Raw genomic sequence first — 13,659 nt, 5'->3', positions numbered from 1 at the left:
TTGCTATCCGTTCAACGGTTGGCCGGAGCCGACGTGGTGGCTGCTGCGGCGGCGCCCGGGTTGGCCGAGAGGTTGCGCTGCAGGATGTTGGAGAACTCCTCGATGTAGGTCTCCAAGGCGATGGCGATCTTGTCGATCTCGCGGGCGAAGCGGTTGTAGCCGACCACCGCGGGAATCGCGGCGAAGAGGCCGATGGCCGTGGCCACCAGCGCTTCGGCGATGCCGGGCGCCACGGTGGCGAGCGTCACCTGCGCAAGGGCCGCCAGGCCCGTGAAGGCATGCATGATCCCCCAGACCGTGCCGAACAGGCCCACATAGGGCGACACCGAACCGACGGTCGCCAGGAACGAGAGGTTCTGCTCGGCTGCGTCGAGCTCGCGCTGGAAGCTCGCGCGCATCGCGCGGCGGGCGCCGTCCAGCAGGGTGGCGGGGTCGCTCACGTGGCGCTCGCGCAGCTTCTGGTACTCGCGCATGCCCGAAGCGAAGATGCGCTCCATGGGGCCCGCGAACTTGGCGTTCTGGGCGGCCGAGGCAAACAGCTCGTTCAGGCTGGTGCCCGACCAGAACTCGCGCTCGAAGTCGTCGTTCAGCGCGCGCATGCGCCGCAACGCGAAGTACTTGCGGATGATCGCGGCCCAGCTGGCGATCGAGACGATCACGAGCAGGAGCACGACCAGTTGCACCACGAAACTGGCGTGGAGCAGGAGGTTGATGATGGAAAGATCTTGGTTCATGGCTTGAAAGGTTGAGTCATGGAGCCGCCGCGGCGCTCGAGGGTTCCCGAAACCTGGGGCGGTATGCGTGCGGGGCGCAATGTGGCGGCATCCACCCACCCGATGCGGATCGTGCCTTCGCACAGCAAGACCGGTTCCGGCGCACCGGTTCGCTCTTGCTCTGTTTTTGATAGCACTTGCTGTCTGATTATCAATGACGCCGTGCCCAGTTGTTGAACATCGGCGGTCACCAGAAGTTCGTCGTCCAGCCGCGAGGGCCGATGGTATTTGAGCTGCGTTTCGCTCACGACGAACTGGCCGCCGGTTTCTTCGCGCAGCTTGCGCTGCGCGATGCCCAGGGAGCGCAGCCACTCGGTGCGCCCGCGCTCCATGAACTTCAGGTAGTTGGCGTAGAACACGATGCCGCCGGCGTCGGTGTCTTCCCAGTAGACGCGGATCGGGAATGCGTAGCTCACCGGCATGCCTCCGTGCGTTGCACTGCGGCGCGAGCTTGCCTGGGGCGGCCCGGCGCGGCGCTCATGCAGCCCGGTTCTCGGCCATTGCCCGCAGGCGCTCGACCGATTCCTTCAGATGCGCCATCGAGCTTGCGGTGGAGAAGCGCACGAACTTCGCCGTCTCCGCGGTGCCGAAGTCGCGGCCCGGCGTGACGGCGACGTGGGCGCGCTTCATGGTCTCGAAGGCGAAATCCCAGCTGCCCGAGATGCCGAGCTTCTCGGCGAAGCTGGTGCAGTCGGCCCAGGCGTAGAAGGCGCCATCGGGCACCACGGGCACGTTCAGGCCCAGCGCGTTCAGTTGCGGAATGAACCAGTCGCGGCGCGCCTTGAATTCGGCCCGGCGCCGTTCGTACTCGGCGATGCTCTCGGCCTCGAAGCAGGCGAGCGCGGCGTACTGCGACACCGTGCTCGCGCAGATGAAGAGGTTTTGCGCAAGGCGCTCGACCACCGGCACCAACACCTCGGGCACCACCAGCCAGCCCAGGCGCCAGCCGGTCATGTTGAAGTACTTGCTGAAGCTGTTGATGCTGATGACGTTGTCGTCGATGGCCAGCGCCGTCTGCCCGAAGGTGTCGTCGTACGACAGGCCCAGGTAGATCTCGTCGATCAGCGTGATGCCGCCGCGCGCGGAAACCACCTCGTGGATGCGGCGCAGTTCGTCGGGCGCGATCGAGGTGCCGGTCGGGTTGGACGGCGAGGCGAGCAGCACGCCGCGCGTCTTGTCGGTCCAGGCGGCCTCGACCTTGGCGGCGGTGAGCTGAAAGCGCTCTTCGGCCGTCGTCGGGATGAGAACTGCCTTGCCGTCCGCGGCGCTCACGAAGTGGCGATTGCAAGGGTAGCTGGGGTCGGGCAGCAGGATCTCGTCGCCCGACTCGATGAGCGCGAGGCATGCGAGTTGCAAGGCGGCCGAGGCGCCGGCCGTCACGACGATGCGGCGGGCGGGCACGTCGACATCGAAGCGCTCGCGGTACCAGCCGCTGATGCGTTCGCGCAGGTGGTCGAGGCCCGTGGCCTGCGTGTACTGCGTGGCGCCGGCGCGCACGGCGCGAAGGGCGGCTTCCTGCACCAGCGGGGGCGCGGTGAAATCTGGCTCGCCGATGTTCAGGAAGATCATCGGCCGGTCGGTGTGCGCCACGTCGCGGGCCAACACACCGGCGGCTTTCGCCACCTCCATCACGTAAAAGGGTTCGATGCGCTGCGCGCGCGTCGAGATCCTCATGCCTTGGCCTTGCCGGATGCGCGGTCGGCTTCCACTTCGAGCGGCCGGAACTGCGGTGCCAGGCCGTTGAGCACCGCGTTCACATACTTGTGGCCGTCGGTGCCGCCGAATTCCTTGGCGAGTTCGATGCACTCGTTGAGCACCACGCGCCACGGCACGTCGGGGCAATTCTGGAATTCGTACACGCCGATCCACATCACGGCGTGCTCGATGGGCGAGATTTCCTCGAACTTGCGGTCCAGCAGCGGACGGATCAGCGCGTCGAGCTGCTCGGCGTTGTCGATCGAGCCGTGCAGCAGCGCGTCGTAGTGCGCGGCGTCGGCCTTGTGGAAGCCGGCGAGGTCGCGCGTGAAGTGGTCGATGTCGGTCGGGTCGTTGCGGCCCACCAGGTGCTGGTAGAGCGCCTGCAGCGCGAACTCGCGTGCGCGGCTGCGGTTGGACTTGGCCGAAGCCTTGCGTGCGCCCGTGCTGGTGAGGCCCGTGCGCGACTGGCGGGGCTTGGCGCCGCCTGCCTTGGTGGTGTCTTCGGTCATGAAAGGGTGGCCAGCAGTTGCGCCATCTCGACCGCGACCTGGGCTGCATCGCGGCCCTTGTCGGTCTGCCGTGCAATGGCCTGCTCGAGGTTTTCGGTGGTGAGGATCGCGTTGGCGATGGGAAGGCGGTAGTCGAGCGCGATGCGGCTCACGCTCGCGCCCGATTCGTTGGCCACCAGTTCGAAGTGGTAGGTCTCGCCGCGGATGATGCAGCCCAGCGCGACGAGCGCGTGATAGCCGCCGCGCTCGGCCAGCGCCTGCAGTGCCACGGGCACTTCGAGGGCGCCCGGCACCTTCAGGTGATGGATGTCGGCTGCGGCCACGCCCAGCGCTTCGAGTTCGGCCAGGCACGCGGCCGCCAGCGCATCGGTGATGTCGGCGTTGAAGCGCGCCTGCACGATGCCGATGCGCAGGCCCTTGCCATTGAGCTTGGTCTCGCCCTTGTTTGAACCTTGCATGGTCGTTCAGTCTTTCGTGAGGTAGCCGGCGATCTCCAGGCCGTAGCCTGCTGCCATGCTCGGCATGCGACGCGGCGTGCCCAGCAGGTTCATCTTGTGCACGCCGCAGTCGCGCAGGATCTGCGCGCCGATGCCGTAGCTGCGCAGGTCCATGCGGCCGCGCTCGGGGGCCTGCGCGGGGCGCGCGGTGCCGTCGAATTGGGCGAGCAACTCGCCGGCGGTTTCGCCGCAGTTCAGCAGCACCGCCACGCCCTTGCCCTCGGTCGCGATGTGCGAGAGGCTGGCGTCCAGGCTCCAGGAGTGCAGCGACCGGTTGATCTCGAGCGCATCGAGCACCGAGAGCGGCTCGTGCACGCGCACCGACACCGTGTCTTCGGGCGCCCACGTGCCGCGCACCAGCGCCAGGTGCACGCCGCGGCTGGGCTTGTCGATGAACGCGTGAGCGGTGAAGGCGCCCCAGGCGGTTTGAATCTCGCGGCAGCCGACCTTCTCGACCAGCGATTCGACGCGGCTGCGGTGCTCGATGAGCGCGGCGATGGTGCCGATCTTGATGTCGTGCTCGGCCGCGAAGATCTGCAGGTCGGGCAGGCGCGCCATCGTGCCGTCTTCGTTCATCACCTCGCAGATCACCGAGGCGGGCGAGCAGCCGGCCATGGCAGCGAGGTCGCAGCCGGCTTCGGTATGGCCTGCGCGCATCAGCACGCCGCCATCGACCGCCTGCAGCGGGAAGATGTGGCCGGGCTGCACGAGGTCGGCGGCCACAGCGTTGCGCGCGACGGCGGCCTGCACGGTGCGGGCGCGGTCGGCGGCCGAGATGCCGGTGGTCACGCCTTCGGCCGCTTCGATCGACACCGTGAAGGCGGTCGAATGCTTGGCGCCGTTGCGCTGGACCATCGGCGGCAGCTGCAGCCGTTCGCACATTTCGCGCGAGAGCGTGAGGCAGATCAGGCCGCGCGCATGGCGCGCCATGAAGTTGATCGCTTCGGGCGTGATGTGGTCGGCCGCGATGACGATGTCGCCTTCGTTCTCGCGGTCTTCCTCGTCGACCAGGATGACCATGCGGCCCGCGGCCAGCTCGGCCACGATTTCCTCGACCGGGGAGATCGGTGCGGGTGCGCGCGAGGCGCTGGGGGCGGCGCCGATCGGCGTGACGGAGGCATTCATTCGGCGGTGTCCTTGGAATACGTGGCGGTCTGCGGGACCAGGACGCCGGCCTGGAGCATGCGCTCCACGTAGCGCGCCACGGTATCGATTTCGAGATTGACCTTCGAGCCGGCCGAAAGGCCGCCGAGGGAGGTGTTGTCCACGGTGTGAGGGATCAGGTTGATGCTGATCTCGGCGCCGTCTTGGACGTCTTTCACGCTGTTGACGGTGAGGCTCACGCCGTTGATGGTGATGGAGCCCTTGTAGGCCAAGAAGCGGGCGAGGGCTGGCGGTGCGACCACGCGCAGCTCCCAACTCTCGCCGACCGGCTCGAAGAAGCTCACCGTGCCGATGCCGTCCACATGGCCCGAGACGATGTGGCCGCCGAGGCGGTCGCTTGCGCGCAGGGCCTTCTCGAGGTTGATGCGGCTGCCCTCGTCGGTCAGGCCCGCGGTCTTGTCGAGGGATTCGGCGGAGATGTCGATGGTGAACTGCTGTCGCTCGGGGGCCAGCGTGGTGACGGTCATGCAGGCGCCGTTCAGCGCGATGCTGTCGCCCAGCCCGACGTCGTCGAGATAGCCGTCAGGCACCGCAATGCTGAGTCTTTTGCCGTAGGAGGAGGTGGTGCCGAGGTCGTGGATGGCGGCGATGCGCCCCACGCCGGTGATGATTCCGGTGAACATCCCCGCATTTTCGCAGAGAACGCGGGCCGTTCGGGGTAAACGCTAGAACCTGTCCCTTCCCGCCACCCGGGCCACGACGCGCAGGTCGGGGCCGAGCACGTCCACGGACCTGAATTCCAGGGGAAGAACGCCCTCCAGCGAGGTGAGCGGACCGCCCGCATGGAGGTGGCTCGCGATGTCCAGGCCGGTGCCGATCAGCTTGGGGGCCATGTACACCAGCAGCTCGTCGACGCAGCCTTCGCGCAGCATCGAGCCATTGAGCTTGTGGCCCGACTCGACGTGCAATTCGTTGACGCCACGCGCCGCCAGGTCCTCCAACATCGCGCCCAGATCGACCTTGCCCTCGGCGTTCGCCAGGCAGGTGACGGTGGCGCCACGGGCTTCGAGTGCAGCAGCCCTGGCTTCGTCCCGCACGGCCGCATAGATCCAGACCGGGCGGCCTGCTATGAATATGTGAGCATCGGGCGGCGTCTGGAGGCGGCTGTCGACCACCACGAGATGCGGCTGGCGCGGCGTCTCGACCAGGCGCACGTCCAGGCGCGGGTTGTCTTCGAGCACGGTGCCGACGCCCGTCAGCACGGCACTTGCGCGGGCGCGCCAGGCATGGCCGTCGGTGCGCGCCGCCTCGGCGGTGATCCATTGGCTCACGCCGTTCGTGAGGCCCGTCTTGCCGTCCAGCGAGGCCGCCACCTTGAGCCGCACCCACGGCGTCTTGCGGACCATGCGGCTGAAGAAGCCGATGTTGAGTTCGCGCGATTCGGCCGCGCCGGCACCGACTTCGACCTCGACACCCGCCGCCCGCAGCCGCTCGAAGCCCTGGCCCGCGACCAGCGGGTTCGGATCGGCCAGCGACGCCACGACCCGCCCGATACCGGCGGCGATCAGCGCATCGCAGCAGGGGCCCGTGCGACCATGGTGCGAGCAGGGCTCCAGCGTGACGTAGGCCGTTGCGCCCTCGACCGAGTGGCCCTGCGCCTCTGCATCCCGCAGCGCCATCACTTCGGCATGGGGGCCGCCGGCCTTTTGTGTGTGGCCCTGGCCCAGCACGCGCCCGCTGGCATCGCACAGCACGCAGCCGACGCGCGGGTTCGGATCGGTCAGCAGCAGCGCGTCGGAAGCCAGGCGCAAGGCCGTCGCGATGTGCTGCGCGTCTTGTTCGTGTGAAGGCATGAAAACGGGGAGGGGGGAGGGACGGAAAAATTTAACACCGAAGCCGTTCGATCATACGAGCGGCATGTCGATGCGGATGAACGGTGCGCGAGCCCTCGCAAGCGGCCCCTACGCTCGAAGTTCGATGGCGGGAATAAAGAAGCAACACAAGTTGCAGCAGATCAGGGAGGACATCGAACATGGCTTCAACGAAGCATCGGGCCGCGGGCTTTTCGCTCGTGGAGGTATTGGTTTCCATCGTCGTGCTGAGCGTCGGGTTGCTCGGAATGCTCGGCATGCTGCTCGCGGCGGTGCGCACCGGCAATGAAACGGCAACGTTCACGGCGGCGCTCAATTTGGCGCGCGAGTTGTCTGAGAAGTCGCGGATGAACAAAGGCATTGCCGCGCGCAACGACGCCGCCAATGCATACCTTGTCGAAGACTGGCGCGAAGGCGCTGCACCGGATGCCGCATCTGCCGCATCTGCCATTTCCGCCGGCGGTGCCTGCGTGGGCCCTGGTGCGACCTGCAGCCCGGCGCAGCTTGCGACATGGGACGTGGGCGAGTGGAAACGCCGGATCGCCAAGGCACTGCCCGATGCGCGCCTGAGCGTGTGCTTCGACGAAGCGCCCTGGAATGCGGCGATGGACGAGTACACGTGGGCCTGTAGCAAGACGGGGCAGACCTTGGTCGTGAAGCTTGGCTGGACGCCGCGCACCCTCCGTGGCGCAAAGGCCCCTTCGTCGGCGGCACCGCGCCTGGTGATGCAACTGGTCGCTGGGGAGGCGCACGATGGCCAGGCCGGTTCGTGAGCTTGCTGGCCGTGCACTTCAGCGCGGCGTGACGCTTGTCGAGTTGCTGATCGCAATGGCGATCGCCTTGGTCGTCGTGCTCGCAGCCACGGCCGCGTTCGTCGGCAGCCCGCGGCTGTTCACGGTCGACGCCGACGCGCAGGCTGTGGAGGAATCGTTGAGGTTCGCGAGCACCGTCGTGAGAACCGTCGCGCGACAGGCCGGCTATGCCGACTACGCACCCGATTACCAGAGCCCCGACGGCGCGGCAACGGTCACGAGCGGGGCGAACATGCCGGCGTCGTCGAACGACTCGCTGGACCTCGACCTCGTGGGCGCGAGCGATACGCGTGTCAGCGGCGTTGGCGACAGCTACGGCGCGCACAACACCCGCGGCGTGAACGGGAGCGACTCCCTGCGCATCCGTTTCTTCGGACGCAGCCGTCCGGGTGGCGATGGCACCGAACCCGACGGCGCGATGATTGATTGCATGGGTTTCGCGCAGCCCGGCCCGTCGGCGGACAAGCCGGTGTCCTCCGACCGCGCCTGGAGCTTCTTCTATGTCGCCGAAGCCGCAGACAAGGAGCCCGAGCTCTATTGCAAATACCGCGCCTCGAAGACCGGCCCGTTCCAGGCGCAGCCGTTGGCGCGCGGCATCGAGGTATTCAAGGTCGTCTACGGTCACGATGTCAATGGCGACGGTGCGCCCGAGCATTGGATGGACGCCGCACAGCTCGAGGCCATGGCGGCGTCGGAAGACAGGGTCGCCGACGAATGGCGCAAGGTGGTCGGATTGCGCATCGGCATGGTGGCGCGCAGCGCGCACGCCCGGGGCGCGAGCCAGGGGACTGAGGAAGTGCTCTATCCGTTGGGCACCGATTTCTCCGAGCTGAGTTTCAGGCCTCCGGCCGACGGCAGGTTGAGGCGCGTCGCAACCTTCACCGTCATGTTGCGCAATCCGATGAAGGGCGCCGCATCGTGAGCCCGCAGTGCCGTTTGCCGCAGCGGGGCTTCTCTCTGATCGTCGTGCTGCTGATCCTGGTCGTTGCCACCGTGCTGGGCGTCGGCGCCGCGCAGGTCTCGCTGGTCAACGAGCGCAGCGCCCGCAACGACCGCGACACCGAGGTGGCGTTCCAGGCGGCCGAGGCGGCGCTCGTCGATGCCGAAACCGATGTGCTCGGCCCCAACGACGATGCACGGCAACGCCTCTGTCTTTTCAATCGCCAGGACGTGACGGCCTTCGTCGAAGGATGTGGCGGTGCCGGCACGCAACAGGGGTTGTGCGCTCCAGCGGAGCCGGGCGCCGATCCGGCGTGGATGGCCGCCGACCTTTCGGCCGAGAACGGCAGGTCGGTTGCGTTAGGCACCTTCACGGGCCGGACCTATTTCAGCGGCGATGCAGCCACTGGCACCCGAGCCGGCGCACTGCCGGCCCGTGCGCCACGCTACATCGTGGAAGCAATTCGCAGCCGCGGCGGCTGGCAGGCCAAAGCGCTGCAGAGCGCGAGCGCCCAGGACGCCAGCTATCTCTTTCGCGTCACCGCCATCGGCTACGGCATGCGCGACGAGACGCAGGTCGTGCTGCAGACCAATTTGTACAAACCGGCCGCCAGCCCTGGCTGCCTTCCTGAAGACTGAACCTGCATGCGTTCCTTTCGAATCTGCGCGATGGCGGCATGCGCCATCTCTTGTGCCCACGCTGCGACGACAGTACTTCCGCCGGATGCGCTGCTGCCGAGCGAGCCGATGTTTTCGCTGGCATCGCGGGCCGATCCCGGGTTTGTGATCGATCTTTCGCTGAAGCGCGCGAATGCAGGGGCGGCCTACCGCGACGACTTCGACGCGAAGAAGGCCTACGCCGGCTACTGGGACCCGATGGGTTGCTACAGCTACGCAGCGGGCGAGGGTTATTTCAAGCGCTCGGCCACTGCAACGAAGCCGGCTGGCGGCTCGATTGCCTGCACCAACCAATGGAGCGGCAACCTGCTGAACTGGGCGCTGTCATCGTCTCTCGATGGCGTGCGCCTTGCGTTGACCGGCGGCGATCGCGTGATCGACGAACCGGGCCGGACGGTGCTGCAGCGCGCAGTGCTGGCAGAGGACTTCCGTCGCGGCCTCAAGGTTCCCGACAAGACCGTGACCGGCAACCTCGACAAGCTGACGCCCTTGGTCACCGGCGGCCGCGATGGCATGCTCGCGACCGGCACGCTGCACTTCGGCAACTGCCTGGACCGGTTCGCCGTCGGCTCGACCGGTGGCGGCACCTGCGCGGAGTCGGGCGGCACCACCTATCTCGCGCGCGTCGAGGTGTGCACGCCCGCCGAAGCGTCGGTGCGTCCCTCGCTTTGCGCCAGGCAGCCGGACGGCCATCACAAACCCGTGGGTGTCATCCAGCGCCGCGCCGGGCAGATGAGGTTTTCCGTCTTCGGCTACCTGCCCGACGACGACCCCGCACGCTATGGCGGTGTCCTGCTCACGCCGATGAAGCACACCGGGCCGAAGAAAACCGATGCGGCGTTCGACACGGCGGACAACCCGCTGGCGGAGTGGGATGCGGTGACGGGTGTGTTCAAGGCCACAGGCGCTGAAGGTCCCGGTGTCGTGGGTGCCATCAACCGGTTCGGGCGCGACGGCAGCAAACAAGGCGCCTACCGATTGTTCGACCCGGCGGGCGAGCTCTACTACGAATCTCTGCGCTACCTGCAAGGCAAGGCGCCCACGCCCCACGCCGTGTCCGGCGCGGACAACGCGCGCGGCCATGCCGACCCCATCGCCGCCAGTTGCCAGAGAAACAACATCCTCATGATCGGCGACGCCGAGACCCACTACGACCGTTCGCTTCCGGGGATGTCGAAGGGTGACTCCATCGGCGACTTCGATCGCGGTTTCAACAATGCAGCCTACGAACCCGACACCGCCTACTGGACGCGCCTGGTCGGAGGCTTCGAGAACAGGGAGGCGCTTTCTTATGCACACCCATCGGGAAAGGCGGGCCTCGCAACCAGCGGCAACGAGGGGCCGAAGGCGTTCAACTACAAGGGCGGAACACCGCTCACTTCATCCAACATCGCGGTCATCGAAACGGGGGCGGACAAGGGTTCGTTCGGAATGGCCGGCCTCGCGTACTGGGCACGCACGCAGAAGGTCCGCAGCGACCATGCGGACCTGCGGGTGCAGACCTTCGCCATCGACATGGGACAGGGCGGCGAGCGCACCATCGGGCAGAAGCAACGCGGCAGCGTTTTCTACCTGGCAGCGAAGTACGGTGGCTTTGCCGACAGCAACGATGACGGCAATCCGTTTCGCGCGTCGGGCGGCGGCTCCGAGTGGGCCGAAGGCCTCGATGCCGACAACCAGCCCAAGCCAGCCAACTATTTCCTGGCCGGCGAGCCGTCGCAGATGACGGCTGCCGTCCGGCGGGCCTTCCTTCGCGCAGAGGTGCCGGCGGCTGGTATCACGGCAGGGAGCGCCATGTCGTCCGGCGCGATCACGAACGCCGGCGCCAGCCTGTACATGCCGCGGTTCGATGGGCGACGCTGGTCGGGCACGCTGCTGTCGTATCCGCTCCGACTCGATGCCGCGGGCGGCGCTGCGCGCATGGCCGACAAGCCCGATTGGGATGCCGGCGAACTGCTGACCGGCAACCCGAACGCAACGCCTCCCGTGGCTGCGCGGGACATCGCGAGCAGGCGCATCTTCACGCTCTCGACGGCTGGCGTCGGGACGCCGTTCGAATGGGCGGCGCTCGATAACGGGCTGCGCGGATGGCTGAACGCGACGCCGTATGCCGTGCCTGATGCCTCGGACAGTCTTGGCGCCGATCGCCTGGCGTATTTGCGCGGGGATCGCGGCAAGGAGCAGTCGGCGCCGCAGGGCATCTTCCGCGTGCGCGATTCGGTCATGGGCGACGTGGCCAATTCCAATCCGGTCCATGTGGGGGCGCCGAGCCTCGCTATCCGCGAGGCCGGCTACGACAAGTTCCTCGCTGCCCATCGAGGCCGGCCGCATGCGGTGTACGTCGGTGCCAACGACGGCATGCTTCACGCTTTCGAGGCTCGCACCGGCAAGGAACTCTTTGCCTACGTGCCGCGGATCATGTTCGCGAGGCTGGCTGCCTACACCTCGCCGGACTACGTACACCAGAGCTATGTCGATGGCACCCCCGAGGTCGGCGATGCGCGGACGGCGAGCGGCGCGTGGAAAACCGTGCTGGTCTCTGGCAGCGGCGCGGGTGCCACCGGGGTCTTCGCGCTCGATGTGACCGACCCTGCGGGCTTCTCGGCCGAAAAGGTGCTGTGGGAGTTCAGCGGCGCGTACGACAACGACATGGGCTACGTGACCCAGGCGCCGCGCATCATGAAGTTCCGCACGGCCGCGGCCACGAAGACCGGAGCGGCGACTTACGGCTGGTTCGCCGTCGTTCCTTCGGGTTTCAACAACGCCAACAAGGATGGACGCGCCGCGTTGTTCCTGCTTTCGCTCGACAAGCCTCCGGGCGAAGCCTGGAAGGAAAACTTCAACTACTACAAGATCGTTCTGCCCAGGCCGGCGGACAAGGCCCTCGTGAATGCGTTGAGCACGCCGGGCGACTTTGCGGCAGCGGACGGGTCCACGCGCATCCTCTATGCGGGCGATACGCAGGGCAACCTGTGGAAGTTCGACTTCACCGGCAACGCGCCGTGGGTCAAAGGCAATGCGTTGGGAGTGAAGGGCTCGCTGGTGATGGTCGCCATGGCGGGCAGCGACGCAGATGCAAAGCGCCAGCCCATCACGGTTGCACCGGAGGTCGGGGTGGGGCCGGCCGGAGGTGCGATCGTTCTCTTCGGCACGGGGAAATTCGTGAGCCCGGACGACCTCGGTCGTTCGAGCCGTGGCGTGCAGACGATCTACGGCGTGTACGACAACGGCGCGGCGATTCCTGCCGGCGAGGCGCGCACGCAGCTTCAGCTGCGAACGGCATCGCCGGTCGCCGGGCAGGCATTCCCGTCCATCACAGGCGATTCCTTCGTCTATGGCGCATTCGACCGCAAGACGAACGCCCGGCGCGGCTGGTATTTCGACCTGCCGGCGGGCATCGAGCAGGGCGAGCGGCTGGTCTTCAAGCCGGTGCTGAGCGATGGCCAGCTGTTCTTCAACACGTTGATTCCCAACGCCAACGCATGCAGCGCCGATGGCGGCGGCCGCAGTTGCTCAGTGAACGCGATGACGGGGCTGTCGCAGGGCGGCACCTGTGCGCCATCGAGCGCCGGCATGCTGGGCGCTCCGCATCTGGTGCAACTGGGCATGGCGGGCTTCAGCGCCACCGATGCATTCGGGCGCCGGTCGGAAACAAAACGCCAGGGCATCGTCAGCATCGGCGCGCGAGATGCCCGGGGAGGGCGGGGCGGCGGCATGTCGACCGCGCAGCCCGCCGGCGATGGCACGGTGGTGCAGACCGGCGGGCGCTTGAACTGGCGAGAGGTCGTCGATTACCGGAGTTCGAAAAAATGAGGCACTCGGCGTTTCGCGGCTTCACGTTGATCGAGGTCATGATCGTGGTGGCCATCGCCGCAATCCTTGCGGCCATCTCCTATCCGTCGTACATGGATTTCGTGCGGAAAGGCTGGCGCAGCGAGGGGCGCTCCGCGCTCATGCAGCAGATGCAGGAGCAGGAGCGCCTCTACACACAGCTAGGGCGATACCGGCGCTACGCGGGCGACTCGGGAGAAGGCGGCGCGGGTGGCAAGTACACCTTGGCGAGCGGCAACTGCGAGGGAAAGGCGACCCTCGACAGTTGCATCCGGCTGACGGCCACGCTGAAGGCTGGTTTTTCCGATCCGCAGGTCGGCAACCTCTGGGTGGACAGCACCGGCGGCAAGGGCTGCGATGGAACGCAGGCAGGCAGGTGCTGGCAATGAAGGGCTGCGAGAAAGGAGCTTCGGCCGGCTTCACCCTGATCGAGCTGATGGTGGTCGTGGTCATCGTGGCGGTGCTGGCTGGCTTCGGCGTGCCGAGCTTTCGCGACATGCTGCTCAACCAGCGTCTCGCGACCGCCGCGCAAGGCTTCAATTCGGCATTGAGCTTCGCGCGCATGGAGGCCATCCAGCGCGCACGGCCCGTGGAGGTGGCTGCGGTCGCGGGAGGCGACTGGGCTGCCGGTTGGGTCGTTCGGACCGGGGCCGATGAATCGTCCCAGACGACGCTGCGTCGTTTCGAGCGCTTGCCCCAGGGCGTGAGGGTCGACACGACGCTCGGGGGCGGCTTTGCGCAGGGCTTGCGCTACGACGGCAACGGCTTCTCGCGCCAGACGAGCCGGGCAGGCTTCAGCGCGGGTTGCCTGACGCTGAAGGCCGAGACCGGGCGCAGGGTGTCGATCGTCGTCTCGGCCTCGGGCCGGGCGAAGGTCTGCAATCCGGATGTGAGCGGCGATTGCGGCTCGGGCGCGTGCGCCAGGGGAGGGGAAAGCGGCGCCTGAG

14 protein-coding genes are annotated in these 13,659 nt (G+C 67.3%); 6 read left to right on the top strand and 8 right to left on the bottom strand.

Translation table 11 applies throughout. The annotated features are described in order from the left end of the window. Positions 1-11: 11 nt before the first annotated feature. The 8 genes from tolQ to ribD all read right to left on the bottom strand — a co-directional run bounded on the left by tolQ (position 12) and on the right by ribD (position 6,434). Complete coding sequence (gene tolQ / locus RT97_RS17795) at positions 12-734, bottom strand: protein TolQ (RefSeq protein ID WP_042580123.1); 723 nt, start codon at positions 732-734, stop codon at positions 12-14. Beyond that, positions 731-1,189, bottom strand: coding sequence for a tol-pal system-associated acyl-CoA thioesterase (gene ybgC, locus RT97_RS17790; RefSeq protein WP_042580168.1), 459 nt, complete (start codon positions 1,187-1,189; stop codon positions 731-733). Before ybgC ends, tolQ begins: the two co-directional genes overlap by 4 nt. A 61-nt stretch (positions 1,190-1,250) precedes the next feature. After that, a complete protein-coding gene (locus RT97_RS17785) occupies positions 1,251-2,447 on the bottom strand; it encodes a pyridoxal phosphate-dependent aminotransferase (protein ID WP_042580122.1) in 1,197 nt (398 codons plus the stop codon). After that, positions 2,444-2,980 (bottom strand): transcription antitermination factor NusB, encoded by a 537-nt coding sequence (nusB, locus tag RT97_RS17780; RefSeq protein WP_042580121.1) that lies wholly within the window; start codon positions 2,978-2,980, stop codon positions 2,444-2,446. The genes RT97_RS17785 and nusB overlap by 4 nt, the downstream gene beginning before the upstream one ends. Continuing rightward, entirely contained in the window at positions 2,977-3,438 is a 462-nt protein-coding gene (gene ribH, locus RT97_RS17775) for a 6,7-dimethyl-8-ribityllumazine synthase (RefSeq protein WP_042580120.1), read from the bottom strand. The genes nusB and ribH overlap by 4 nt, the downstream gene beginning before the upstream one ends. 6 nt (positions 3,439-3,444) lie before the next feature. Further along, positions 3,445-4,602, bottom strand: a complete 1,158-nt coding sequence (gene ribBA, locus RT97_RS17770; RefSeq protein ID WP_042580119.1) for a bifunctional 3,4-dihydroxy-2-butanone-4-phosphate synthase/GTP cyclohydrolase II — start codon at positions 4,600-4,602, stop codon at positions 3,445-3,447. Then, the gene (locus RT97_RS17765; RefSeq protein ID WP_042580118.1) at positions 4,599-5,264 is read right to left on the bottom strand and encodes a riboflavin synthase; all 666 of its coding nucleotides are present in this window, start codon (positions 5,262-5,264) and stop codon (positions 4,599-4,601) included. The genes ribBA and RT97_RS17765 overlap by 4 nt, the downstream gene beginning before the upstream one ends. Before the next feature lie 42 nt (positions 5,265-5,306). Continuing rightward, on the bottom strand, positions 5,307-6,434 hold the full coding sequence (ribD, locus tag RT97_RS17760) for a bifunctional diaminohydroxyphosphoribosylaminopyrimidine deaminase/5-amino-6-(5-phosphoribosylamino)uracil reductase RibD (RefSeq protein ID WP_042580117.1): 1,128 nt from the start codon (positions 6,432-6,434) through the stop codon (positions 5,307-5,309). Positions 6,435-6,613: 179 nt separating this feature from the next. Here ribD and pilV point away from each other — a divergent pair, with 179 nt between their 5' ends. Genes pilV through RT97_RS32145 form a run of 6 tightly spaced genes read left to right on the top strand, consistent with a single transcriptional unit; the run spans position 6,614 to position 13,658 of the window. Further along, the gene (gene pilV, locus RT97_RS17755) at positions 6,614-7,225 is read left to right on the top strand and encodes a type IV pilus modification protein PilV (RefSeq protein ID WP_042580116.1); all 612 of its coding nucleotides are present in this window, start codon (positions 6,614-6,616) and stop codon (positions 7,223-7,225) included. Then, positions 7,206-8,186, top strand: a complete 981-nt coding sequence (locus tag RT97_RS17750) for a PilW family protein (RefSeq protein WP_080898345.1) — start codon at positions 7,206-7,208, stop codon at positions 8,184-8,186. The genes pilV and RT97_RS17750 overlap by 20 nt, the downstream gene beginning before the upstream one ends. Then, entirely contained in the window at positions 8,183-8,842 is a 660-nt protein-coding gene (locus RT97_RS17745) for a pilus assembly PilX family protein (RefSeq protein ID WP_301280758.1), read from the top strand. The genes RT97_RS17750 and RT97_RS17745 overlap by 4 nt, the downstream gene beginning before the upstream one ends. A 6-nt stretch (positions 8,843-8,848) precedes the next feature. Continuing rightward, positions 8,849-12,694: a pilus assembly protein gene (locus RT97_RS17740; RefSeq protein WP_080898344.1), complete on the top strand. Its 3,846-nt coding sequence runs from the start codon at positions 8,849-8,851 to the stop codon at positions 12,692-12,694. Continuing rightward, entirely contained in the window at positions 12,691-13,101 is a 411-nt protein-coding gene (locus RT97_RS34025) for a type IV pilin protein (RefSeq protein ID WP_042580113.1), read from the top strand. Before RT97_RS17740 ends, RT97_RS34025 begins: the two co-directional genes overlap by 4 nt. Beyond that, positions 13,098-13,658, top strand: a complete 561-nt coding sequence (locus RT97_RS32145; RefSeq protein WP_052810688.1) for a GspH/FimT family pseudopilin — start codon at positions 13,098-13,100, stop codon at positions 13,656-13,658. The genes RT97_RS34025 and RT97_RS32145 overlap by 4 nt, the downstream gene beginning before the upstream one ends. The last annotated feature ends 1 nt before the right edge of the window (position 13,659 follow it).

Source organism: Variovorax paradoxus (assembly GCF_000834655.1).
In the GTDB taxonomy this organism is placed as follows: Bacteria; Pseudomonadota; Gammaproteobacteria; order Burkholderiales; family Burkholderiaceae_C; genus Variovorax; species Variovorax paradoxus_F.
This window is presented reverse-complemented; position numbering and strand designations above follow the sequence as displayed.